Source organism: Sphingomonas hengshuiensis, assembly GCF_000935025.1.
Classification (GTDB): Bacteria; Pseudomonadota; Alphaproteobacteria; order Sphingomonadales; family Sphingomonadaceae; genus Sphingomonas; species Sphingomonas hengshuiensis.
Window position 1 is genome coordinate 2,943,299 of the sequence record NZ_CP010836.1, and the last position, 23,842, is coordinate 2,967,140.

Sequence of the window (23,842 nt, forward strand, 5' to 3'; positions counted from 1 at the left end):
GGAGCGGGCGAAGCGTGTGAAGCGCTCGCTACGCGCCGAAGAGGGGCCGACGCGGCGCGTGCCGCGGCGTTGCGCCGCTTGCAGGCGCCGATTGCATCCTCCCACCGATCGTTCGCGGGGCGCGCCTGATCAGGCCCGCTCGCTCCGAAGCAGAGGTAGGAATAGAGAGTGCAAAAGACCGACCCGAACCCCAGCGGCGATCTTGAATTTACCGTGTCCCCCTGGACCGCGCAGCATGTCGCCGCGATCCGCGACGACGAAGCCGCGCTGCCGCGGATCGCGCTGGCCGATGTCGCGCGGGTCAGCGCCACGATCGATATCTGGGACGCCTGGCCCGTCCAGGATGCCGATGGCCGCCCCTCGGCGCTGGCAGGCGACGCAACATTGTGGATGGCGCTCGCCTCGCCGCGCTTCCCCGACCCCGACGAGCGCCACGGCCATGCGCGCATCCATTTGTTCCGCAAGGATGCAGGCGGCTGGACGCATCTCGGCCCGGCAATGCCCGACGGCTTCTCGCCGGGCAGCCGCGAATGGTCGGGCTCGGCGGTGCTTGGCGAGGATCGCCGCACGCTCACGCTCTATTTCACGGCCACCGGCTTGCGCGGCGAACCGGCGCCGACCTTTGCCCAGCGCATCTACCGCGCCGAGGCGAGCTTGCGCGCCGCCGACGCGAACGGCCCGGTGTTCGAGGACTGGCGCGGCCTGACCGAGTTGTTCGTCGAGGACCCGCGCTGGTACATGGCCAGCGACGCCGGGTCGGGATCGGTCGGCACGATCAAGGCATTTCGCGATCCCGCCTTCTTCCAGGATCCGGCCACCGGGCAGCGCTATCTGACCTTCGCCGGCTCCGACGCGTGTTCGCCCTCGGCGTTCAACGGGCTGGTCGGGCTCGCGGTGGCGCAGGACGATGCGAACCGCTCCTGGGCGATCCAGCCGCCGATCGTCACGGCGGCGGGGCTCAACAACGAACTCGAACGCCCGCATCTGATCTACCAGGGCGGCGCCTATTATCTCTTCTGGTCGACGCAGCGCCATGTGTTCGATCCGGCGGGGCCGACCGGCCCGACCGGGCTGTACGGAATGGTCGCGGATCGCGTCGAGGGGCCGTGGGCGCCGCTCAACGGATCGGGGCTGGTCCTCGCCAATCCCGCCGAGGCGCCGGCACAGGGCTATAGCTGGCTGGTGCTTCCCGACCTTACCGTCATAAGCTTCATCGACAATTGGGGCCCACCCGCCGCGGACGAACCGCGGCGCTTCGGCGCGACGTTCGCGCCCGAAGTGCAACTGGTCCTCGACGGCGCGACGGCGCGCCGCAAAGCGTGACAGCGCTCCCGGCGAGCGGGCGCGAACCGTAGAACAAGGCAAGCAGGAGAGTGGTATGAAGGCTAGGATCAGGATGTGCTGCGCGGTTGCGCTGGCATTGTCGACGACCGCGACGGCAGCCTGGGCACAGGCGCCCGCGCCCGCTGCGCTTAGCGCAGAGGACGAGGCGAAGCTGGCCCCCGTCGCCCCCGAACTGCGCGACGCGGCGCGCCGCGCGATGGGCTTTTCAAAGATGATGGGGCCCATCACCGAGGAGGCGGTACGCGCCTCGCGCAAGGGCGGCGGCGGCTTCCCGCCCGCGCCCGAACGCCTCGCCGAAATCGCCGTCGACGAACGCATGATCCCCGGCCCGCAGGGCGCGCCCGAGGTCAAGCTGTTCGTGATCAACGCCAGGGCGGGCACCCCCCGGCCCGGCATCCTCCACACCCATGGCGGCGGCTTCATCCTCGGCACCGCCGCGACCGATGTGCGGCGGCTCCAGGAACTGGCGCGCGAACTGGATTGCGTGATCGTCTCGGTCGAATATCGCCTGGCCCCGGAGACCGGCTATGCGGGATCGACCGAGGATAATTATGCCGGGCTGCGCTGGATGTACGGCAATGCCGCCACGCTCGGGCTCGACAAGGCGCGGATCGCGGTGATGGGCGAAAGCGCCGGTGGCGGCCATGCCGCGCTGCTCGCGATCGCCGCGCGCGACCGCGGCGAGATCCCCCTCGCCTTCCAGCTTCTGGTCTATCCGATGCTCGACGATCGCACCGGCGGCGTGACCAAGGTGCCACCGCACATCGCCACGGTCGGCTGGAGCGCGTCGGAGAACCAGGTCGGCTGGCGCGCCTTTCTCGGCCAGCAGCCGGGCACCGCCAGCGTCCCCACGCGCGCCGTGCCCGCCCGCACCCAATCGCTGGCGGGACTGGCGCCCGCGCTGATCGTGGTCGGCGGCGTCGATCTCTTCGTCAGCGAGGATATCGACTATGCCCGGCGGCTGAACGAAGCCGCCGTCCCGACCGAGCTGTTGGTCATCCCGGGCGCATTCCACGGCTTCGACCAGCTCGCCCCGGCCACGCCCCAGGCACAGCAGTTCAACAAGGCAAAGGTCGACGCGCTACGCCGCGCGTTCCAGGCGACCAAGTAACCCGCACGGGGCGAGAGGCGGCATCGCCTTTCGCCCCGCCGCATTTGCGGGGATTGGCTATGGTCTTGTACAATCGATTGCGATACACTTCGTCACATGCGGTAAACGTAACGGCAAGTTGCGACCGCGCGAACCAGGGTCATTCGGTGCACGGGGGCGGGCAGTGTCCCGTCGGTCCGGCACCGGCGGCCCAGACACGCTAGGAGCGGACATGAAGACCCTGAAGATGATTGCGGCGGCGCTGCTCGCCTGTACCGCCGCGACGCCCAGCCTCGCCGCCGATGGTCCGGAGCTTCGCGTCGGCGCGGCGAAGGTCGACATCACCCCCAAGAGCAATCCCCTGCCCGGCCAGTTCACCGGCGTGCTCGACCCGCTCTATATCCGCGCGATCGTCGTCGAGGATGGCGGCACCCGCGCCGCGCTGGTAACCGTGGATGCTGGCGCGATCGGCACCGATACCTGGACCTATGTCACCCAGCGCGTGGCCAAGGAGCTGGGCATCCCCGCGGCGAACGTGCTGCTCACCGCCACCCACACCCACAGCGTCCCCTTCGGCCCGAACAAGGATGCAGGCGCCCAGATCGTCGAGGCGATCGCCAGCGCGGCAAAGACGCTGCGCCCCGGCCGCTTCGCCTATGGCAGCGGGGTTTCGTACATCAACGTCAACCGCAACATCATCGACCCCAAGACCCGGCGCTGGTGGGAAGGTCCCAATTATGATGGGCCCTCGGACAAGACTGTCGCGGTGGTCGCGTTCGAGGACCTGGCCGGCAAGCCGATCGCCGTCTATTATAATTATGGTGTCCACGCGGTGCTCACCGGCACGCTCGACCTGATCAGCGCCGACATTCCCGGCGCCTCGTCCAACTATATCGAAAAGTCGATGGGCCCCGACGTGGTGGCGGTCTGGTCGACGGGTGCTGCGGGCGATCAGAATCCGATCTTCTTCAACCAGACCTACGCGCTGCGCGACATCCGCATCCAGGATTATGCCGCGCGCGGCGAGGATATCAGCAACGCGATGCCGCCGGGTGGCAAGGGCATGGACCGCACCAATCCAAAGGTCGCGACGCTGATGGAGCAGCAGAAGCAGATGACGCTGAGCATGGGCCAGATGCTCGGCGAGGAGGTTCTGCACGTCGTGCGCGACGGGCTGGAGCGCCCGCAGACCCGCGCGACGATCCGCGGCGCCAGCACCAGCATCCAATGCCCGGGCCGCAACCGCACCGACAGCGGCCGCGCGGGCTTCCCCGGCGTCTATACCGATGGCGACCCGGTCTCGATCAAGCTCAGCATGGTCCGCATCGGCGACGTCATGCTCGGCGGCGTCGATGGCGAGGTGTTCACGACGATCGCCCAGCGCTTCAAGCGCGAATCGCCCTATAAGCATACGATGATGGTCACGCTGACCAACGGCATGGCGCGCTCGGGCTATATCCCCAACGACGCCGCCTTTGCGCAGAACACCTTCGAAGTCGTCAGTTCGCGGCTCAAGCCGGGCTGCGCCGAGGACAAGATCGTCGACGGCCTGCTCGATCTGGTTGCCCAGACCGAGAAATAAGCGAGTCGACCGCTCACAGATACCCCCGGGTCGCGCACGGGGAAATGAAGGCGGGCGGGGTCGAAAGGCCCCGCCCGTTTTCGTCTGTCCCGCTCTATTCCGATTGCATCAGCGAAATTCGAATTGCATATCTGGTAGAAAGGGCTGGTCGGCGCTCCTCCAGGGGGCGTCAGCTTGGTACCATAAGAGCATCGAGGAGCAGGGCGTTGGCGGGAACGAGCGGAATCTTGAGCCCTGCCGCGCGCGGATCTGCGCGGGGCGCTTTCCTCACCCCCGCCTATCGCTGGGGCTTCATGCTGGTCGTCAGCCTGTTTTTCCTCTGGGCGCTCGCCAATAATTTCAACGACATCCTGATCCGCCAGTTCCAGAAGTCGCTCGGGCTGAACCGCGCCCAGGCGGGCTTCATCCAGTTCGTCTTCTATATCGGCTATTTCGTCGTCGCGATGCCCGCCGGGCTGCTGATGCGGCGCTGGGGGTATAAGGCGGGCATCCTCACCGGGCTCGGGCTCTATGCCGCTGGCGCGCTGCTCTTCTACCCCGCATCGATCGCGATGAGCTTCGGCATGTTCCTGTTCGCGCTGTTCGTGATCGCGGCGGGCGCCGCCTGTCTGGAGACTACCGCCAATGCCTATACCGGCGCGTTCGGCGATCCCGGCACGGCGGTCCAGCGGCTCAACCTGGCACAAGCGTTCAACGGCCTCGGCGCCTGTATCGCGCCGGTCATCGGCGGGCTGCTGATCTTCTCGGGCGTCGAGCATTCGGACACGACGCTCGCGGGCATGAGCGAGGCGCAACTTGCCGCCTATCGCGCCGCCGAAGCGACGACGGTCCAGCTTCCCTATCTCCTGCTCGCGGGCGCCGCGCTGCTGGTCGCCGCGGCGGTCGCGGTGACACGCCTGCCGGAGGGCCGCACCCACAGCGACACGCCGCTTCGCACCCAATTCGCCACGCTGCTCCGCCATCGCCCGCTCACCGGCGCGGTGGTCGCGCAGTTCTTCTATGTCGGTGCACAGGTCGGCATCTGGAGCTATTTCATCGATTTCGTGAAGGACGTCGCGCCGCAAGTCTCCGAACGCAACGCGGCGTACCTGCTCTCGACCAGCCTGGTGCTGTTCATGATCGGGCGCTTCACCGGAACCGCGGTGATGTCGCGCATCCGCCCGACGACGTTGCTCGGCGCCTATGCGGTCGCCAACGTCGCGCTCTGTGCAATCGCTGCCACCGGCGCCGGCTGGCCGGCGATCGGCGCGCTGATGCTCAGCAGCTTCTTCATGTCGATCATGTTCCCGACGATCTTCGCACTCGGGGTCGACGGCCTCGATACCGCGCGCCCGCTGGGCTCGTCGTGCATCATCATGGCAATCATCGGCGGCGCGCTCTTTCCGCCGCTGATGGGGCTGGTCGCGGTAGCGACCGGCGGGGTGCCCGCCGCGCTGCTGCTCCCGCTGCTCTGCTTCGCGATCATCGCCGCCTATGCCTGGCGGGCGCGCCGCGCAATCGCGGCATGATCACCCGCCGCCAGACATTGCTCGCCGGTGCCGCCGCCCTCGGCGCCAGCGCAGTCGGCGCGCCCATCGCCCGCGCGGCACCGCCCCGCCGCGCCGATCTCACCATCCCCTTGCCCGATGGCGTGCTCGAGTTGTTCGCGCTCAGCGACCGCGCCGTCCGCGTCCGCTTCGCCCCGCGCGCATCGCTCACTTTGCCCGACAGCACGATGCTGCAACCGATCGTCTCGCCGCCCAAGCCCCGCATCGCCGAGCGCGACGGCACCACCCGCCTCACGCTCCCCGGAATCGCCTGCGAATGGTCCCCCGGCACCGGCTGCCTCAGCTTCCGCGACGCCACGGGCCGCCTGTTGCTCCAGGAGGCGCCCGGCACCCGCCGCCTCGCCCCCGTGCCGCTCGGCCTGTCCGTCGAACAGGGCTTCGCCTCGCCGCCCGACGAGCACCTCTTCGGCACCGGCTGTTTCCAGGACGGCCACCTCAACCTGCGCACCCTGCCCCGCCGCCTGACTCAGGTGAACACCCAGATCAGCCTGCCCTTCCTGCTCTCCAGCAAGGGCTATGGCCTGCTCTGGCACAATCGCGGCATGAGCGAGCTCAACCCGCCCGGCACCATCGTCCCGCTGGCCAAGGCAGCGGCGGGCGCCGAAGCCAGCGCCGACGTCACCACCGCCACCGGCAACGCCCGCGTCGCCCGGCGGGAGGCGCGGTTCGAGACCGAGTTCATCACCACCCGCGCCGGTCGCCACGCCTTCCTGCTCGACATCGGCAAGAAGATGGCGTCGCGCCACCATGTCGAGATCGACGGCAAGCTGGTCAGCGACCACAGCAACCTCTGGCTCCCCCCCACCACCAGCTTCTTCGCCGATCTGGAGCCGGGCACGCACCGGGTCCGGGTCCTCGCCAATGCCGACGACGCCCCGACGCTGGCATTCGGCCCGGCGATCGACACGACGGTCTGGCGCTCGCCCGTCGCGGAGGCGATCGACTATGTCGTGATCGCCGGGCCCTCCTCCGCCGAAATCCTCTCCGGCTATCGCGGCCTGATCGGCGCCACGCCGATGATGCCGCTCTGGGCGCTCGGCTATATCCATTGCCGCGAGCGCTTCCATTCGTCCGACGAAATCCTCGCCACCGCCCGCGAATTCCGCGCCCGCCGCCTGCCCGTCGATATGATGGTACAGGACTGGCAATATTGGGGAAAATATGGCTGGAACGCGATGCGCTTCGACGAGGCGCACTATCCCGATCCCGCCGCGCTCGTCCGCGACCTGCACGGCATCGACATGCGGCTGATGCTGTCGGTCTGGTCGAAGGTTTCGCGCGACACCGACCTGGGCAAGCAGGTTGCGGCGCGCAACTTCTACATCCCCGACACCGACTGGGTCGATTTCTTCAACCCGGACGCCGCCGCCTTCTACGCCGACAACCAGAATCGCCGCCTCGGCGCGCTTGGCATCGACGCCTGGTGGCAGGACGCGACCGAGCCCGAGAATGACGATCTCGTCGGGCGCCAGACCGCCGCCGGCCCCGGCGAGCGCGTGCGGATCGAATATCCGCTCCACGTCTCACGCACCGTGTACGATGCCCAGCGCCGCGCCTTTCCCGATCGCCGCGTGATGATCCTCACCCGATCGGCCTTTCCGGGGCAGCAACGCTATGGCGCCGCCACATGGTCGGGCGACATCGGCAATGACTGGGAAACGCTGCGGCGCCAGATCCCCGCCGGGCTCAACATGGCCGCGGCGGGCTATGCGTGGTGGACGGTCGATGCCGGCGGCTTCTTCCGCCCAGGGCCCGGCCAGTACACCGACACCGCCTATCACGAACGCTTCCTGCGCTGGTTCCAATACGCGACCTTCCTGCCGCTTCAGCGCGTCCATGGCTATATGACCGACACCGAATTCTGGCGCTATGGCGAGACGGTGGAGCGCGTCGCGCGCGACTATCTCGATCTGCGCTACCGGATGCTGCCCTACACCTATTCGCTCGCGGCGGAGGCCAGCGCCACGGGAATGCCGCTGATCCGCCCGCTGCTCTTCGACTTCGCCGATGACGCGACGGCGCTGGGTCAGACCCACAGCTATATGTTCGGCCCCGCCTTCCACGTCGCCCCCGTGCTCGAAGCCGGGGCGGCGACATGGCCGGTGTACCTGCCCCGCACCCCCGGCGGCTGGCACGACTTCTGGACCGGCGAGCACCGCGAGGGCGGGCGCACCCATACCGTCCCCGCCCCGCTCGATCGCATCCCGCTCCATGTCCGCGCGGGCAGCATCGTCGCGCTGGGCGCGGTCCGCCAATCGACGGTGGGGGCACCGGGGCAGGACCTCGAACTGCGCATCTATCCGGGCGCCGACGGGCAGACCGCGCTCTACGAGGATGACGGGCTGACCTATGACTATGAGACACGCGGCTCGGCCCGCATCGCGCTCGACTGGGACGATGCCCGCGGCGAACTGACCATCGGGCGGCGCGCGGGCGCCTATCGCGGGATGCCGCCAACCCGGACAATCCAGGTGCGGCGGATGGGCACGCCCGGCCCGGCGCAGCAGATCGTCTATGCGGGCAGGACGGTCCGGGTACGGGTATAGCCATTCATGGCAAGGGCCGCTTGACCCGATAACTTGTCGGACTATTGTCGGCGGCACGGGAGCACGGTCGAACGTAGCGTCCGGATTTGGGAGGTAGGGGTGAAGGGCTTCGTGGCGTCACGGCGCGCGTTCGTGGCAGGGACCAGCGCGCTGGCAATTGGTGGCGCTACCGGGGCGCCGCTGTGGGGCGCGGAAACGCCCGCACGCGTCCAGCCTGTCCCCTCGCGCCACGTTCGGCTGAAACCGTCGATCTTCGCCGATTCGCTCGCCGCCAATCGCCGCTACCTGCTGTCGCTCGATCCGCTGCGCCTGCTCCACAATTTCTACGCGTCCGCCGGCCTGCCGACGCGCGGCGAGCGCTATGGCGGGTGGGAGAGCGACGGGATCGCGGGCCACACGCTCGGCCATTGGATGAGCGCGGCCTCGCTGATCATCGCGCATGACGGCGACCCGCAATTATCCGCCAAACTCGATCTCGCACTAACCGAAATGGCGCGCATCCAGCAGGCGCACGGCGACGGCTATCTCGGCGGCACCACCGTCCCGCGCCAGGGCAAGAGCGCCGACGGCAAGATCGTGTTCGAGGAGGTTCGCCGCGGCGACATCCGCACGCGCGGCTGGGACCTCAATGGCGCATGGGTGCCCGTCTACACCTGGCACAAGATCATGGCGGGGCTGATCGCCGCGCACGGCATCGGGAACGCCCGCGCGCTGCCGATCCTGCTCGGCACCGCCGACTATTTCGGTCGCATCATCGAAGGGCTCAGCGACGCGCAGGTGCAGGAATTGCTCCACGCCGAACATGGCGGGATCAACGAAGCCTATGCCGAAACCTATGCGATCACCGGCAACCCGCGCTGGCTCCGCATCGCCGAGCGGCTGCACCACCGCGAGGTCCTCGATCCGCTGACCGGACAGCAGGACAAGCTCGCCGGGCTCCACGCGAATACCCAGATTCCCAAGCTGGTCGGGCTGGCGCGGCTGCACGAACTGACCGGCAATCCCGCGCATGCGACGGCGGCGCGCTTCTTCCACGATCGCGTCGTCCATCACCACAGCTATGTGATCGGCGGCAATTCGGAACGCGAGCATTTCGGCCCGCCCGACCAGCTCGCCGACCGGCTGAGCACCGCGACGTGCGAAGCGTGCAACAGCTACAACATGCTCAAACTGACCCGGCACCTCTATGGCTGGTCACCGCACGGTGACTTGTTCGACTATTATGAGCGCGTCCAGCTCAACCACATGATGGCGCACCAGCGCCCCGACACCGGCCAGTTCGTCTATTTCATGCCGCTGGAGACGGGCGCGCGGCGGGCCTATTCGGCGCCGGAGAACAGTTTCTGGTGCTGCGTCGGCTCGGGGATGGAGAGCCATGCCAAGCACGCTGATTCGATCTTTTGGCACGATAAATTAACGCTTTACGTCAATCTCTTCATACCCTCGCAGCTCGCCTGGCGCGAACGCGGGCTGACCCTCGATCTCGACACCGCCTACCCCATGGACGGGGAGATCGCGCTGTCGGTAAAGGCCGCCCCCCGCACCGCCACCGGCATCGCGCTGCGCATCCCTGCGTGGGCGACGTTCGCCACGTTCCACCTGAACGGCACGCCGATCGATCCCCCCCGCCGCGACGGCTATGCGATGCTCCACCGCCGCTGGCAGGCGGGCGATCGCATCACGCTGTCGCTGCCGATGACCCTGCGCAGCGAGCCGCTGCCCGGCGATCCCGCGACCGTCGCCTTCCTCAGCGGCCCGCTGGTCCTGGCGGGCGATCTCGGGCCGGATGCGACCGCGTTCACCGGCACCCCGCCCGCGTTGCTGGCACAGGGCAATCCGGAGGGTACGCTGCGCGCCCAGCCCGGCGCGCACCGCTATCAACTGGCGCCGGTGCTCGGCCCCGCGGTCGAGCTGAGCCCGTTCTACGCGATGTACGATCGCCGGACGGCGGTCTATTTCAAGACCTTCACCGAGGCACGCTGGGCGGCGGACAAGGACGCCTATCTCGCCGCCGAGGCCGAACGCGCCGATCTCGTCCGCCGCACGATCGACATCTTCCATATCGGCGAGATGCAGCCCGAGCGCGACCACGCGCTGACCGCGACCGGCGGCGCCCCCGGCGAATTCTATGGCCGCAAGTCGCGCCGCCTCCCCGCCGGGCAGAGCCTGCGCTTCCGCATCGCGCGCCGCGCGGGGCCGTCAGTGCTCCAGATCACCTATTGGGGCGACGATATCGATCGCGTCGCAGAGATCAGCGCCGACGGCACCCCGATCGCCACCGAACGCCGCGCCGGGCCGAAGCGCAGCGACTGGGTCGTCCGCGACTATCCGCTACCGCCGACCACCACGGCCTCATCCGAAATCGCCATCCGCGCGCTGCAAGGCGACAGCGTCCTCTACGGCGTGCGCGTCATCGCGACGCCCGCCCCCTGATCCCAAGCCCGGAGACACTCTATGCAACGATCCCGCCCCCTGACCGCAGCCTTGCTGCTCCTCCTAGCCTCGGCAGCGCCGATCGCTGCCCATGCCCAGAGCAATGCGCCGGTCGCGATGACCATCGACGCCGGCAAGCCCGGCCCGAAGATCGATCGCAACATCTTCGGCCAGTTCGCCGAACATCTGGGCACCGGCATCTATGGCGGCGTGTGGGTGGGCAAGGATTCGCCGATCCCCAATGTGCGCGGCATCCGCAAGGATGTGGTCGCTGCGCTGCGCGCGATCCGCGTGCCCAATGTCCGCTGGCCCGGCGGCTGCTTCGCCGACGAATATCACTGGCGCCACGGCATCGGCCCGGCGGAGAAGCGGCACAACACGATCAATTCCAACTGGGGCGACTCGGTCGAGCCCAACAGCTTCGGCACCGACGAGTTCTTCGATTTCGTCGACCAGATCGGCAGCGAGGCCTATGTCTCGGTCAATGTCGGATCGGGCACCGTCCAGGAGGCTGCCGACTGGATGGCCTATATGACCGCCGATCCCACCACGACGGCAGGCAAGGAACGCGCCGCCAATGGCCATCCCGCGCCGTACAAGGTCAAATATCTCGGCATCGGCAACGAAGCCTGGGGCTGTGGCGGGTCGATGACCCCGGACCATTATGTCGACACGATGAAGCCGTTCGCCCGCTTCACCCGCAACTTCAACCCCGCCCAGACCGGCGCCGAGACGATGCAGCGCATCGCAGTCGGCCCGGATGGCGAGGATACCGGCTACACCGAAGCCGTGATGAAGGCGTATAAGGGCCACAACTGGGCCTGGAGCATCGAGGGGCTGTCGCTCCACAGCTACACCACCGCCGGCTGGCCGCCCTCCTATGCCAGCGAGAATTTCGACGAAGGCGCCTATGCCCGGCTGGTCAAGGCCACCTATGCGATGGACGGCATGATCACCAAGCATTCGGCGATCATGGACAAATATGATCCCGAAAAGAAAGTGCCGCTCGTCGTCGACGAATGGGGCGTCTGGCTGAAGCCCACGGCGGGCACCAATCCCGGCTTCCTCCAGCAGCAGAATTCGATGCGCGACGCGATCATCGCGGCGGTCAACGTCAACATCTTCGCCCGCCATGCCGATCGCGTCCGGATGACCAACATCGCGCAAATGATCAACGTCCTCCAGGCGATGATCCTGACCGACAAGGACAAGATGGTACTGACCCCGACCTATCACGTGTTCAAGATGTACCTGCCGTTCCAGGACGCGACCTTCGTGCCCGCCACCTTCGACGCCGGCACCTATAAGGAAGGCGATGTGACGCTGCCCCGCATCGACGCGATCGCCGCGCGCGATACCGGCGGCAAGCTGTGGATCGCCGTCACCAACCTCGATCCGCGCAACCCGGCGCAGGTCCGGGCGTCGGTTGCGGGGGTGAAGCTGCGCTCGGTCTCGGGCCAGCTGCTCACCGCGCCGCGGGTCGACAGCGTCAACAGCTTCGCGGCACCCAATGCGGTGGCGCCAAAGCCCTATTCGGCAAAGGCATCGGGCGACGGCATCACGCTGGAAGTGCCCGCCAAATCGGTCCTGGTCGTCCAGGTCGAGTCCTGATGCGCCCTGCCCGGGATGGCGCCACTGCCATCCCGGGCATCGCTCTCAGAGCTGGCCCACCGCAACCGGCTCGGGCGCGCTGCGCACCAGCGGATTGCGCAACGGCAGCGTGAACGGCGCCGCCTCGATCTCGAACACATCGCCCTCCTGCGTCCGCACCCCGTCGCTGAACGACAAAGTCGCAGTCCCGAAGAAATGGACATGGATGTCGCCGGGAATGCGGAACAACGGATATTTGAAGTGGTGATGCTCGAGGTTGGCGAGGCTGTGCGACATGTTCGCCTCGCCCGACAGGAACGGCTTTTCCCAGAGCACCGCGCCCTCGCGCCGGATGCGGCTGGTGCCGCGCACGTCCTCGGGCGGCGTTCCGACCAGCAGCTCGGGGCCTAAAGCCGCCTGGCGCAGCTTCGAATGCGCCAGCCACAGATAATTGTGCCGCTCGGTCACATGGTCGCTGAACTCGTTGGCAAGGCACAGCCCCAGCCGGTGCGGGGTACCGTCCGGCCCGATCAGATAGATGCCCGCCAGCTCGGGCTCCTCGCCGCCATCCTGCGCGAAGGCGGGCATCGCGAGCGGCGCGTCGGGACCGATCAAATGCGTGCCATTGCCCTTGTAGAACCATTCCGGCTGCTGGCCGACATCGCCGGGCGCGGGCTTGCCGCCCTCGACGCCCTCGAGGAACATCCGCATCGAATCGGTCTGGTGCGCGGCGGCGGCGGCGTCGCGGTGCATCTTGTCGCGCCCCTCCGCCGAGCCGAGATGCGTCAGCCCGGTCCCGGTCAGGATCAGGTGCGCCGCGTCGGGATGGTCGATCGGCGCGAGCAGCCGCCCCGCCGCCTGCTCGGCAGCCAGGTCGACCGCCTCGTCCAGCCCAAGCGCCTCGACCGTCTCGGCAATCCCGACGCCGCGCTCGATCGCCGCCATCGCCAGTGCGCGGACACCGTCCACGCCGCGCACGAAATGCGCCTCCCCGCCCCGCGCTGCGATCACCCGGCGGGTGCCATCGGCGGCGCGATGCTGCGAAAGTCGAAAACTCATGCCATGCTCTCCCGAACTGCGCGGCTCGCCGAGCCGCTCGATTTAGTCCGACATATCAGCCGAAATCCGAAAGGCAATCAGGCGTTGCTTGGCAAAGCGCCCCTGATAAGGGATGGTGCCACAGTGGAGGCGCATGCGCATGCCGATCAAGGGGGAGGACAATCTGCCCTCCGGAGAGATTGCAATCGACCAGGTCGTCCGATCGCCCAAGGGCTCGGGCCGCCGCCTGCGCGGCGCCGTCGCGCATTATCTGGGCAGCGCGATCGTGTCCGGACGGATCGCGCCCGGCGAGCGGCTGACCGGCGAAGTCGAGAATGCCGAGGCGCTTGACGTCTCGCGCAGCGCCTATCGCGAGGCGGTGCAGGTGCTCACGGCCAAGGGGCTGGTCGAAAGCCGTCCCAAGGCGGGAACGCGCGTGCTGCCGCGCAGCCGCTGGAACATCCTCGATCCCGCCGTGCTGGCTTGGGCGTTTTCGGGGGAGCCGGACCTGGATTTCGTCCGCGACCTGTTCGAACTGCGCGCCATCGTCGAGCCCGCCGCCGCGCGCCTCGCCGCCGAACGCCGTGACAAGACCGACATCCGCGACCTCAAGGATGCGCTGACTCGGATGCGGCGGCACACGCTCGCGACCGAGGAGGGCCGCGCCGCCGATCGCGATTTCCATGACGTGCTGCTGCGCGCCACCCACAACGCCGCGCTGATGGCGCTCAGCGCCAGCATCAGCGCCGCGGTCAACTGGACGACGCAGTTCAAACAGCGGATGCGCGCACTGCCGCGCGACCCGGTGCCCGACCATGCCCGCGTCTGCGAAGCGATCATCGCGGGCGATCCCGAACTGGCGAGCAGCGCAATGCGCACGCTGGTCGACCTCGCGTTGGACGACACGCGCACCGCGATGTGACGGGGGCGTTAGGTCTTTTCCCGCGCCCCCGCGCAAGCGGGGGTCCAGAGCCCCAAGCGCACTGCCTGCGACTCTGGGCTCCTGCTTGCGCAGGAGAACAGAACCCCGAGACCGACGCAGCCCCCGCTTACCGCAGCAGCGCAGCCTCGCCCCATGTCACGGGATCGGAAAAACGCATCGCGGTCGGCGTGCGCGCGACCAGCTCGACGATCTTCACCCCCGCCACATCGGCGGTCAGCGGCACCGGCGCCGCGCCGTATCGCACCGGCTTCGACCGGGCGAGCAGCTTGCCGTCGCCATAAATGGCGAAGGTCACCGGCTGGCTGCGATCGCGCGCGGACTCGTCGATGCCCACCATCGCGCTGAACCGCCGATAGCCGTTGTTCCGCACTTCGATCCGCGAATTGGCCAGCACGCCGACGCCGCTGTCAAAGCGCTTGCCCGCAATCGCCAGTTCCGCGCCATAGGGCGTCGCATCCGCCGCCGCGCCGCCCCAGCCGCCATAACGGGGCCGCTCGCCGCCGCCGCGCGTGCTCATCCACGGCAGGATCGCGCGGTGGATCAGCGGCTCGGCCTCGGGGACGACCACGCCGTCGACCGCGGGGTTCACCACCCCCGGCTGCTCGCTGAGATAGAGTCCGTCCACCAGTTTGCGCGTGCCCTCGGCCGCGAATAGCAAGGTCTCGCGCGCACCGAGCTTCAACCGGGTCTCGCGGCGGAAACTCTGGCTCGCGCCGCTCCACAAATCGGTCAGCCGGACATCGGCATCGGCCAGCATCTTGAGGTGCGCAGCGGTCAGCACCGCCTCAATCGGCGCGGAGGTGCGGTTGAGCACCGCCACGGCCTTGCGCCCATTGGCGAGCGTCTTCACCAGAATCGACACATCGCCCGAGTCATAGGCGAGCACCGCCTGGTTCCCCGCCGCGTCCTGGTTCAGCGCGATGACGCGGGCATTGCCCAGCACGTCGAGCATCGCCGGGGGCGCCTTGCGCAGGTCGTACCCGATGAACAGCGGCGCATTGACCATCGCCCAGAGCGAGAAATGCGACCGCGCCTCGACCAGGTGGTTCTCGTCGAACTCGCCGCTGCCGACGAAAAGCATGTCGGGGTCGTTCCACGATCCCGGATGCGCATAGAGCGGACGCCGCAGCACGCTGTCCAGATTGTGCAGCATCCGGCTCCAATTGGCCGAGATATCCTCGCTGGTCCGCGAGATGTTGCCGACATCCTTCGACCAGGACCGCGAATCGGCGGCGCCCCAGATGCAGATCGAGAACAGATAGTCATTGTCCGGGTTGTGCCGCTCCAGCGCCGCGCCGACCTCGGCATAAAGCCGCCGCACCGCCGCCACGTCGGTCCGCGCGAGCGAATCCGAATCGACCAGCGGCTTGAAGGCGCGATACTGGCCCGCCATGACCTTCGGATCGGTTGCGGGAAGCCCGCGAATGCCGCAGCCATCGACCTTGATCAGGTCGAAGCCCCAATCGGCGAAATAGAGTTTTATGTCCTGGTCGACATGCCCGAACAGCCCCACTTCGCGCTCGGCGACGGTGCCTTCGGGCTGGTTGGGGAAGGTCGAGGTGAAAACCTGCCCGCAACTGTTGCGCCCGATGTCCGAATAGATGCCTGCCTTGAGCCCCATTGCGTGCAGACGGTCGGTGAGCGGGCGGAAGCTGGTGGTGCCATCGGGCATCGCCGCCGAAGGAAAAGTCGTCGTGCGGATCATCATCCGCCCGTCGGGCTGGCGGCGCTTCAGCCACCAGCCGTCATCGATGTCGATATAGCGATAGCCCTTCGCCGCGAGCCCCGACTGGACGATGATCGTCGCCGATGCGAGCAGCTTTTCCTCGTCGATGTCGCTGGTGAAGGCGTTCCAGCTATTCCACCCCATCGGGGGCAACGTCGCGCTGCCGCGCGAATAGGCGGTCCAGCGGCCCGCCGGCGCCAGCGGATCGCCCTGTGCCCACGCCATCGGCGCCGCCAGCGCCAACATCGCGGCCGCGCCGCTCGCCCATTTCTTGATCATGTCGTGCCTCATGGCTTGGGAGTGGCGGCGACGGGCTTGCCGCGCGTCAGCATGAAGGAATCCACGTCGAGCGTGCCGCCGCCCGGCTGGGGATTGAAGCAGGAGATCGCGAATTGCTCGCCCTGGAAGGTGCCCGTGCGCCATGCAAAAGCGAGCGGGAAGTCGCCGCCCAGCCCCTTCCACGCGCGCCCGTCGAGGCTGTACGACAGCACCGCGCGATCCTGCACGAAATCGGCGTCCACTGCGATCCACAGCGCATTGCCCGTAATCGGCTCATTCGGCACGCGCAGGTCGATCTTCGGGCCGCTCTGAGTGCTCTCGACCACCGACATCGCCAGATAGGGCTTGCCGTCCGCAGCGCGGCTGGCGGCGATGCTCGCGCTATACTGGCCGAACGTCCCAAAGCCGCAGCGATCGCCCGCCCGCACCTGACGGATGTCCAGCTTCACCACCGCGCGGCTCTGCGGCCCCTGTCCCTTCTGCGTCAGCGTGTTGCGCGCCGACCAGATATCGTTCGCCTGTGTCGCGCGCAGCCGCAGGAAACCAGGCCGCTCGCGCAGCGACCAGCGCGTATCGTCGGGGTTGTGGTTCCATTGCCATTGCAGGCCCAGCCTGGACCGCGCGAAATCGTCCGAAGTCGCGGGCTCGGCGAAGGCAAAACCCTGGATCGGCTTGCGCGCGCGATCGGGGACGCGATCGGGCGCATCGGGGGTGCCCCAGCGCGGCCAATCGTCTTCCCAGAAGACCGGGCTGAAATTGGTCATCCGCCCGATCGACCCGGCATCGACCATCACGAAGCCGAACCATTGCCCGTTCGGCAGGTCTACCAGCGCACCCTGATGCCCGCCGCTCTTGTCGTCGATCTGGTTGCGCGTCTCCCACGGCCCGAACAGGCTGCGCGCACGCGATACCGTCATGCCCAGCCGGGGCGGGATCGAATTGAAGATATAATAATAGCCGCCGCGCTTGATGACCTTCGCGCCCTCGGCACCCTTGATGTAATGGATCTTGCGCGCATCGACGACGGTGCGGAACGCCTTGTCGAGCGTCAGCAACGTGATCGTCCCGTCCGCCGTGCTCGCCGTCGCGATATAGCCGGTGCCATCATCGTCGATGAAGAAGCCGGGATCGAACGCCTCGCGATCCAGTTGGTGGAACTGCCAGGGCCCGCGCAGGTCGCGCGCAGTATAGATCCGCGTCTTCTGCCCCACCGGAGTCACGGCGATGTAGAACATGCCCTTATGGTACCGCAGGCTGGTGGCGTAGAGCCCGCCGCGATAGCCGTTGCCGTTCTTCAGGTCATATTGCTCGCGCCCGTCCAGCCTGTCGGTGACATGCGCGTGGAGCGTCCAGTTCACCAGGTCCTTCGAATGCAGGATCGTGATGCCGGGCGTGTTCACGAAGGTCGTTGTCGCGAAATAATAATCGCTGCCGACGCGGATCACGTCGGGATCGGGATAATCCGCATAGAGCACGGGGTTGCGGAACGTCCCGTCGCCCTGGTCCGATCGCCACACCTGCGCCGATGCCGGCAGCGCCGCCGCCAACAATATCGCACTCGCCACAAATGCCTTCACGTCCGTCTCCCTGTCCGCTGGTTCAGCGCCGCGCGGTGAATGCGAGGTTGCGGCTGAAGAACGGCATCACTTGTTCCTGGAACCGCGCCGCGACTGCGCTGGTATGGTCGCCGGCATAGATTTCGAAGCCATTGGCGATGCCATAGCGGTCGAGCACCTCGTGCAGCTTCTGCGCGTCGAAGCGCAGCCCGTCCTTGTCGCCGACATCGATCGCAATCGCGCGATAGCGCCGCAGAGCGCCGATATACTGGTCGACGAATGCCAGCGGCGCGTTCGCTGCCCATTTGGCGAGCACCTCGGGCTGGACCACCCCAGCCTTGGTCGGCAGGTCGACGAACAGCGGCGGATTCTTCGGGTTGGGCGACCATGCGGCGGCGGTGGCTAGCTGCGCGCGCTGGCCCCAGCCAAGCTTGGTCGCGGCTTCGAGCGAGGGCACTGCCTCCAGCGCCGCCCCCGCCTTCGCATCGAACTGGGCCGGGTCGCGCGGCGACATGCAGCACGGGCTCATCATGTAAAGCGCGCCGAACACATCGGCATGCTTCATCCCGATCCGGCTGGCGCCATAGCCGCCCATCGAATGCCCGACGAGCCCGCGGCTCTCGCGCGCGGCAATCGTGCGGTAATGCGCGTCGACATAGGCGACCAGATCGCGCGCGACGAACGCCTCGAAATCGCCCGTCGTCGCCGAGCTCGAATACATCGATCCGTTGTGGATCGTCTTGCTGTCGGGGAACACGACGATCATCTCCGCCGCGCCCCTGGCAAAGGCGCCCTCGATCGTCTGGGGGACGTGGATTTCCTTGCTCCACTGCTCGGCGCCGATCGAATAGCCGTGGAGCGCATAAACCACCGGATAGCGGCGGCGCGGGCTCTTCGCATAGCTGGGGGGCAGCATCACGATCACGTCGCGGTCGGGGGTCTCGCCTTCCAGATTGCCTTCGATCGCCGGCGAATGGACCTTGATCCGCTCGACCGCGAGCGGACGCGCACCCGCCACCGGCGCCGGCACATTGGTCGTAACCTGCGCGCGCGCTTCGCCGGAAACGCCGCAGAGGAGCAGCGCAAGCGCGGCCCCGACCGGACGGATCAATGCGGACATGTCTCTCTCCCCCTCGCCGGGCTCGTGCCCGGCTTTCAGGTATTTGTCCGACTATTGTATCGCGAGTCAATCGGCTTCGGCGCGCCTCAGCCGCCGCGCAGCATCTGCATCACCATCGCGCGAATCCGTCCGTAATTCGCGCGCAACGGGCCCAGGATGCCGCGCTGCTGCTCGTCGAGATGCGCCAGCGGATGCCCCTCGCCGCGGAATACATAATGATCGAAATAGGCGCGCCACGCCGCGCGCTCGCCCGCAGGCCGCTCGGCGATCGCGATCATCGCCAGCATCATCGCGGTGTAGGGCGCATCGGGGCCATGGCTGAATGCGTCCCACCAGTAATTTGCCAGGATGTTGAATGGCGCCGTCGCCTCGACCTGGTGCCACCACAGCTTGGGCACATAGATCGCGTCGCCCGGCCCCAACTCGGCGACGCGCGCCAGCGGTCGTGCCGCCTCGAAACGGGGGTAGCGCGGATCGGGCTCCGCGCTCCCTGCGGCCAGGCTGACCGGGCGCCCCGCCATCGTATGGTCGATCGGCCCGACATACAGGTCGCCGATCGCCTCGGGCGGATAGAGCGTAAATCGCCGCCGCCCGGCGACGACGCACGCGACATTGTCATAGGTGTCGTTGTGGCAGGCGACGGTCGAGACATTGCCGATCCACACGCGCGGCGCGACGGCGGCGGGCACCGCAGCGACTCGGTTCTCCGCGGCGAACCCCGGCAAATAGCGATCGGTGTCGAGCGACCCCATATAGACGGTTGCGCCGCCCGGCGTCGCCGCGCTCTCCAGCACCCGGTCCAGCGCGTCGAGCAGGCGATACTCGGCCCGCTCGAAATTATAGCCTTCGAGCCGCTCGCCATAGCTGTAGCGCCCCGCGATCGCCGCATCGCCGACGAACGCCTCGGCGCGGATGTCGCTCGCGAACCGCGCGAGATAGGCGCGCAATGCCGCCGGCGAGTCGCGCGCCGCGTCCAGCGCAGGCCAGTCCGCGACCACGCCCCGCGCCACCACGGGCTCGCACCGTTCGGCGATCTCCGCCATGAAGCGCGCAGGATCGTGGAACGCCGCCGCATCGACCTCGGCGATCCGCGCGCTCACGCCGCCGTCAGCCGCTCGTTGCGGCGGCGCGCGAGCAGCGGCACCTGGCTCAGCGACCCGCTCACGCACAGCGCCGCCTGCAACTGCCCGCTGCGGAACAGCGCGAGCACCTCGGCATCGTCGAGTTCGGCCAGCGCGTCGCGGCTCACCGTATACAGCCCGTCGAGCGTCAGCCGCTGGCCATCGTCGAACTGCAACGCGATGTCGATCGGCTCGATCAGCTTGAGCCGCATCAGTTCGCGCACCAGCGCGCGGCTTGCCTCGACCCCGCGGACCAGTTCGCCCAGCGCCCGCTGAACCTTGCGCATCGCATTACTCGGGGTGCCGTCGTCCTCGAACAGCGCAACCGACGCGCCGGCCCCGAATCGCGGATGCCCCAGGTCGATCGCAATGTCCGCTTCGGCAGTGAAGAATCCCTGCCGCTGCATCTCGAGCGGCTGAAACACCGGCTGCCCCTGCGCGGTCACCTCCACCAGAAGCTCACCGGGCTGAAAACCGAGCAATGCCGCCGCGTAGAATTCGCCGGTGTCGGCGCTCTTGGCGAAGAAGATCGGACAAACCGCTGCGGCCGCAGCGAATTCCTCGGGAACAACCATCACGAAATGCGGGTGCGGATCGATTCCGCCGAGTCGCATCCGCACGTCGCGATGCGACTCGCTGTTCAGCAGCTCCAATTGCTCGGCCATGTCCCTCTCCCCCTTTTTTACCGGCTTTGCCCAAGCCGGGGCGCGAGGCAAGTCCCCGCCAGCACGCGCAAATCCATCGGCACTGTGCAGTTTCGGCAACAGCCTTAAGCGATCTTATTACGCCGACATAATCCTCTTGATAGCGCTAACTTTCGCAAGTAGCTTGCCCGCAGACCGAAGCAAAGATTTCGGATTTTGGGAGGGATGTCTGCGCGCCCCGCATGGGGTTCCTGGCGCATCTCCATATCCGTGAGCGCGGTTGAACGCGATGGGCAGCTATTGGGGGGAGTACATCCCGGCCGCTCGCAACGAACTGGAGGGGAATGACTGAAATGAATCGAGATTCGTCGAGCAATCGATCAGTAGCGCGCAAGCTGCTGCTGTCGGCAGCGTCGAGCGCCATCGTGCTCGCCTGCATCGCGCCTGCCGCCGCGCAGGATACTGCCCAAACCACCGCAACCAGCGACGAAGAAATCATCGTCACCGGCATCCGCGGCTCGCTCCAGCGCAACCTGGACATCAAGCGCGAGTCCTCCGGCGTCGTCGATGTCATTTCCGCAGAGGACCTCGGCAAATTCCCGGATTCGAACGTCGCCTCGGCGCTTCAGCGTCTTCCCGGCGTCGCTATCCAGCGTTCGGGCTCTCGCGGTGACGCGACTGGCGTCAGCATCCGCGGCTTCGGCGGCGATTTCGTCCGCACGCTGTACGACGGGCGTCAGCTCTCGACCGCGACCGGCGGTCGCGGAATCGACTTCACGACCGTCGGCGCCGATTTCGTCGGCCGGCTGAGCGTCTACAAGACGCCGGACGTCGAGCTGTCGACCAGCGCCATCGGCGGCACGATCGACATCTCGCTGCCCAAGCCGCTCGACCGCGAGGGCTTTGTCATGGCGGCTTCGGCATCGGGCTCGATCCAGTCGCGCGACAAGGGCATCACTCCCACCGGCGGCCTGCTGGTGTCGAATACCTTCGCCGATGGCCAGTTCGGCGTGCTGGGCAGCGTCGCCTATACGCGCCGCGATACCGAATCGAACCAGGTGTTCATCCCGGGCTGGATCGGCGCGCAGGGAGGCGGCAAGCTGGGGCTCTACGCCTGCCAGCTAACCGCGACCTGTACCTCCGCCCAGATGACCGACGCCAACCGGACCGGCAAGGCGACCTGGTTTCCGCAGCAGCACGGCATCAACCAGCAGTCGACGCAGGACAAGCGCATCGACGGCCGCATCGCCGTTCAGTGGCAGCCGAGCGACGACATCCTGCTGACGATCGACGACAATTACAGTCGCCAGACCGTTTCCAGCCAAAGCTACGGCTATGCTGCCTGGTTCAACGGCAGCGACCTACGCAACGTGAAGACCGATGCGAACGGTGTGGTCGTCGATTTCAACCAGTTCGGCACGCCGATGGACTTCAACGCAAACCGTTCGAGCAACGTTTATGAATCGAACCAGGTCGGCGCGAACCTGAAGATCGACCTCGCCGAAAACCTGAAGTTCGAGGCCGACGCCGCATTCGCCCGCGCGACCCGCAATCCGGGCAAGAGCGGGTATAACGACAGCATGGACATCGGTTATGGCGGCACCAACGCCAACAACACGACCGTGCTGGGCGCGAATACCGGCGTCACGATCCTGGGCGCGAGCAAGGATTATCTGCCTCAAATCCATGACATCGGGCCCGCCGGAAATGTCAGCCGATTCCTCGACACCTCGGTGGTCGGCTCGCACGTGATCGTGCGGGGTACCAACTACAATCATGACACGGTTCGCCAGTTCCGCGGCGCGATCGGCTGGGAAAAGGACGGCTTCCTGGCAAAGCTGGGCGGCCAGTACATCGATGACACGTTGTACCAGCAGGGCGATAGCACCTTCACCAACGGCGTGTTCGCCAGCCGCTCGGGCTATGGCACCTGTTCGGGCCGCACGGGCGGTTCGTCGGGCGGCATCTGTCCCCTGCCTGCCAACGTCTATCAGGGAACGGTAAGCACCAGCGGCTTCATCCCGGGATATTCGGGTAACCTGGCGCCCGGCTTCTTCGTGTACGATCCCTATGCGGTGTACAAGCTGCTCGAAGCAAGCGGCGGTTCGGTGGCGCCCTCGTTCAACCCGGGCAGCGTCCTCGAGGTCCATGAAAAGACTTGGTCGGTGTGGTTCAAGACCAAGTTCGAGAATGAGATTGCGGGCATGCCGTTCACGATCGCTGCCGGCATCCGCAACGAAACGACGCATCTCCAGACGACGGCAATCGGTCGCCGTGTGCTTGGGCTCTCGATCCCGGCAGGCGATCCGACACTGATACAGCCCAATCCCGCGCTGGGGCCCAACCGTGACGGCTATTCGGCCAGCACGGAAATCCGCAAGAAGTCGAACTACACGTTCCTGCTACCCAGCATCGACGCGAAGTTGGAAATCACGCCTACCCTCGTGTTCCGCGCCGATGCATCGCGGACCCTGACTCGTCCGGGTCTCAGCAGCCTGAACCCAGTGACCAGTCTGGGCACGCTGCGTGTCGGCAGCCTGTCGGCAAGCGGCGGCAATCCGGACCTGAAGCCCTATCTCTCGGATAACTTCGATGCGGGCCTGGAATGGTATTACCAGCGCAACTCGTATCTCGCGATCAACGCCTATCTGAAGCACATCACCAACTTCATCGTCGGCGGCGTGACGCGTGGCCCGATCGACGGCGTGATCGACCCCAGCACCGGCCAGACCGCGATCTTCAGCATCAACGCCCAGATCAACGGGCCTGAAGCGACGGTAAAGGGCTTTGAAATCGCGGTGCAGCATGTGTTCGGCGACAGCGGTTTCGGCTTCCAGGCCAACACCACCCTGCCGAGCAGCAATCGCAACTACGACAAGTCGAACGTCACGGGCGGCGCCTTTGCCGTTACCGGCCTTGCCAAGTCGGCGAACTTCGTTGGCTTCTACGACAAGAACGGGTTCCAGATCCGCGGTGCGGTCAACTGGCGCGACGAATATCTGTCGGGCATCGGCCAGGGCCAGGGCGGTGCCTATGGCGCCGAGCCGGTCTATGTCGATGCGCAGCTTCAGGTCGATGCGTCGGCCAGCTACGACGTGACGAAGCAGTTCACGATCTTCGGTGAAGTGACCAACATCAACAATTCGACCTACAGCACCCATGGCCGCTTCGCGAACCAGGCGCTCGACATCTGGTCCTATGGTCGCCGCTTCACCGGCGGCGTGCGTTTCCGCTACTAAGGTTCGACCCAACCTGGGGTGCCCGCGATACCGGGCACCCCAAT

15 protein-coding genes are annotated in these 23,842 nt (G+C 67.0%); 9 read left to right on the forward strand and 6 right to left on the reverse strand.

Annotated features, from left to right (window positions below):
* The first annotated feature begins 168 nt into the window (after window positions 1-168).
* From TS85_RS13025 to TS85_RS13055, 7 genes are all read left to right on the forward strand, one after another.
* Window positions 169-1,323 carry a glycoside hydrolase family 68 protein gene (locus tag TS85_RS13025; RefSeq protein WP_227698476.1) on the forward strand — a complete coding sequence of 385 codons (1,155 nt, stop codon included), beginning with the start codon at window positions 169-171 and terminating at the stop codon, window positions 1,321-1,323.
* A 55-nt stretch (window positions 1,324-1,378) separates the two neighbouring features.
* A complete protein-coding gene (locus TS85_RS13030; protein ID WP_052507905.1) occupies window positions 1,379-2,455 on the forward strand; it encodes an alpha/beta hydrolase in 1,077 nt (358 codons plus the stop codon).
* 211 nt (window positions 2,456-2,666) lie between these two features.
* Window positions 2,667-4,016 carry a neutral/alkaline non-lysosomal ceramidase N-terminal domain-containing protein gene (locus tag TS85_RS13035; protein WP_044332710.1) on the forward strand — a complete coding sequence of 450 codons (1,350 nt, stop codon included), beginning with the start codon at window positions 2,667-2,669 and terminating at the stop codon, window positions 4,014-4,016.
* Between the two features lie 227 nt (window positions 4,017-4,243).
* A complete protein-coding gene (fucP, locus tag TS85_RS13040; protein ID WP_227698477.1) occupies window positions 4,244-5,524 on the forward strand; it encodes an L-fucose:H+ symporter permease in 1,281 nt (426 codons plus the stop codon).
* Window positions 5,521-8,109, forward strand: a complete 2,589-nt coding sequence (locus tag TS85_RS13045) for a glycoside hydrolase family 31 protein (protein WP_052507906.1) — start codon at window positions 5,521-5,523, stop codon at window positions 8,107-8,109. The genes fucP and TS85_RS13045 overlap by 4 nt, the downstream gene beginning before the upstream one ends.
* 99 nt (window positions 8,110-8,208) lie before the next feature.
* Window positions 8,209-10,542 carry a glycoside hydrolase family 127 protein gene (locus TS85_RS13050; protein WP_044332713.1) on the forward strand — a complete coding sequence of 778 codons (2,334 nt, stop codon included), beginning with the start codon at window positions 8,209-8,211 and terminating at the stop codon, window positions 10,540-10,542.
* Between the two features lie 21 nt (window positions 10,543-10,563).
* Window positions 10,564-12,153 (forward strand): alpha-N-arabinofuranosidase, encoded by a 1,590-nt coding sequence (locus TS85_RS13055; RefSeq protein ID WP_044332716.1) that lies wholly within the window; start codon window positions 10,564-10,566, stop codon window positions 12,151-12,153.
* A gap of 45 nt (window positions 12,154-12,198) precedes the next feature.
* Here the strand turns inward: TS85_RS13055 and araD1 are convergent, their stop codons facing one another.
* Window positions 12,199-13,191 (reverse strand): AraD1 family protein, encoded by a 993-nt coding sequence (gene araD1, locus TS85_RS13060; protein WP_044332718.1) that lies wholly within the window; start codon window positions 13,189-13,191, stop codon window positions 12,199-12,201.
* Window positions 13,192-13,330: 139 nt separating this feature from the next.
* On the opposite strand from araD1, the gene TS85_RS13065 reads away from it, so the two are divergent.
* Window positions 13,331-14,092, forward strand: a complete 762-nt coding sequence (locus TS85_RS13065) for a FadR/GntR family transcriptional regulator (RefSeq protein ID WP_044332719.1) — start codon at window positions 13,331-13,333, stop codon at window positions 14,090-14,092.
* A gap of 127 nt (window positions 14,093-14,219) precedes the next feature.
* Here TS85_RS13065 and TS85_RS13070 read toward each other — a convergent pair whose 3' ends face one another.
* From TS85_RS13070 to TS85_RS13090, 5 genes are all read right to left on the reverse strand, one after another.
* On the reverse strand, window positions 14,220-16,118 hold the full coding sequence (locus TS85_RS13070; protein ID WP_155006410.1) for an NPCBM/NEW2 domain-containing protein: 1,899 nt from the start codon (window positions 16,116-16,118) through the stop codon (window positions 14,220-14,222).
* Between the two features lie 8 nt (window positions 16,119-16,126).
* A complete protein-coding gene (locus TS85_RS13075; protein WP_044332723.1) occupies window positions 16,127-17,695 on the reverse strand; it encodes a glycoside hydrolase family 43 protein in 1,569 nt (522 codons plus the stop codon).
* A 22-nt stretch (window positions 17,696-17,717) separates the two neighbouring features.
* A complete protein-coding gene (locus TS85_RS13080) occupies window positions 17,718-18,794 on the reverse strand; it encodes an alpha/beta hydrolase (RefSeq protein WP_044332725.1) in 1,077 nt (358 codons plus the stop codon).
* Window positions 18,795-18,880: 86 nt separating this feature from the next.
* Entirely contained in the window at window positions 18,881-19,837 is a 957-nt protein-coding gene (locus TS85_RS13085) for a cupin-like domain-containing protein (protein ID WP_077228840.1), read from the reverse strand.
* A 53-nt stretch (window positions 19,838-19,890) separates the two neighbouring features.
* Entirely contained in the window at window positions 19,891-20,580 is a 690-nt protein-coding gene (locus TS85_RS13090) for a SapC family protein (RefSeq protein WP_044332728.1), read from the reverse strand.
* 332 nt (window positions 20,581-20,912) lie between these two features.
* Between TS85_RS13090 and TS85_RS13095 the strand changes: the two genes are divergently transcribed.
* Window positions 20,913-23,798, forward strand: coding sequence for a TonB-dependent receptor (locus TS85_RS13095; RefSeq protein ID WP_044332729.1), 2,886 nt, complete (start codon window positions 20,913-20,915; stop codon window positions 23,796-23,798).
* Window positions 23,799-23,842: the final 44 nt, after the last annotated feature.

Excerpts from the sequence above, each read along its gene's own strand:
- TS85_RS13030 (WP_052507905.1), top strand. The coding sequence starts at position 1,379 with ATGAAGGCTAGGATCAGGATGTGCTGCGCGGTTGCGCTGGCATTGTCG.
- TS85_RS13035 (WP_044332710.1), top strand. The coding sequence starts at position 2,667 with ATGAAGACCCTGAAGATGATTGCGGCGGCGCTGCTCGCCTGTACCGCC.
- TS85_RS13045 (WP_052507906.1), top strand. The coding sequence starts at position 5,521 with ATGATCACCCGCCGCCAGACATTGCTCGCCGGTGCCGCCGCCCTCGGC.
- TS85_RS13055 (WP_044332716.1), top strand. The coding sequence starts at position 10,564 with ATGCAACGATCCCGCCCCCTGACCGCAGCCTTGCTGCTCCTCCTAGCC.
- araD1 (WP_044332718.1), bottom strand. The coding sequence starts at position 13,191 with ATGAGTTTTCGACTTTCGCAGCATCGCGCCGCCGATGGCACCCGCCGG.
- TS85_RS13065 (WP_044332719.1), top strand. The coding sequence starts at position 13,331 with ATGCCGATCAAGGGGGAGGACAATCTGCCCTCCGGAGAGATTGCAATC.
- TS85_RS13070 (WP_155006410.1), bottom strand. The coding sequence starts at position 16,118 with ATGATCAAGAAATGGGCGAGCGGCGCGGCCGCGATGTTGGCGCTGGCG.
- TS85_RS13080 (WP_044332725.1), bottom strand. The coding sequence starts at position 18,794 with ATGTCCGCATTGATCCGTCCGGTCGGGGCCGCGCTTGCGCTGCTCCTC.
- TS85_RS13085 (WP_077228840.1), bottom strand. The coding sequence starts at position 19,837 with ATGGCGGAGATCGCCGAACGGTGCGAGCCCGTGGTGGCGCGGGGCGTG.
- TS85_RS13090 (WP_044332728.1), bottom strand. The coding sequence starts at position 20,580 with ATGGCCGAGCAATTGGAGCTGCTGAACAGCGAGTCGCATCGCGACGTG.
- TS85_RS13095 (WP_044332729.1), top strand. The coding sequence starts at position 20,913 with ATGAATCGAGATTCGTCGAGCAATCGATCAGTAGCGCGCAAGCTGCTG.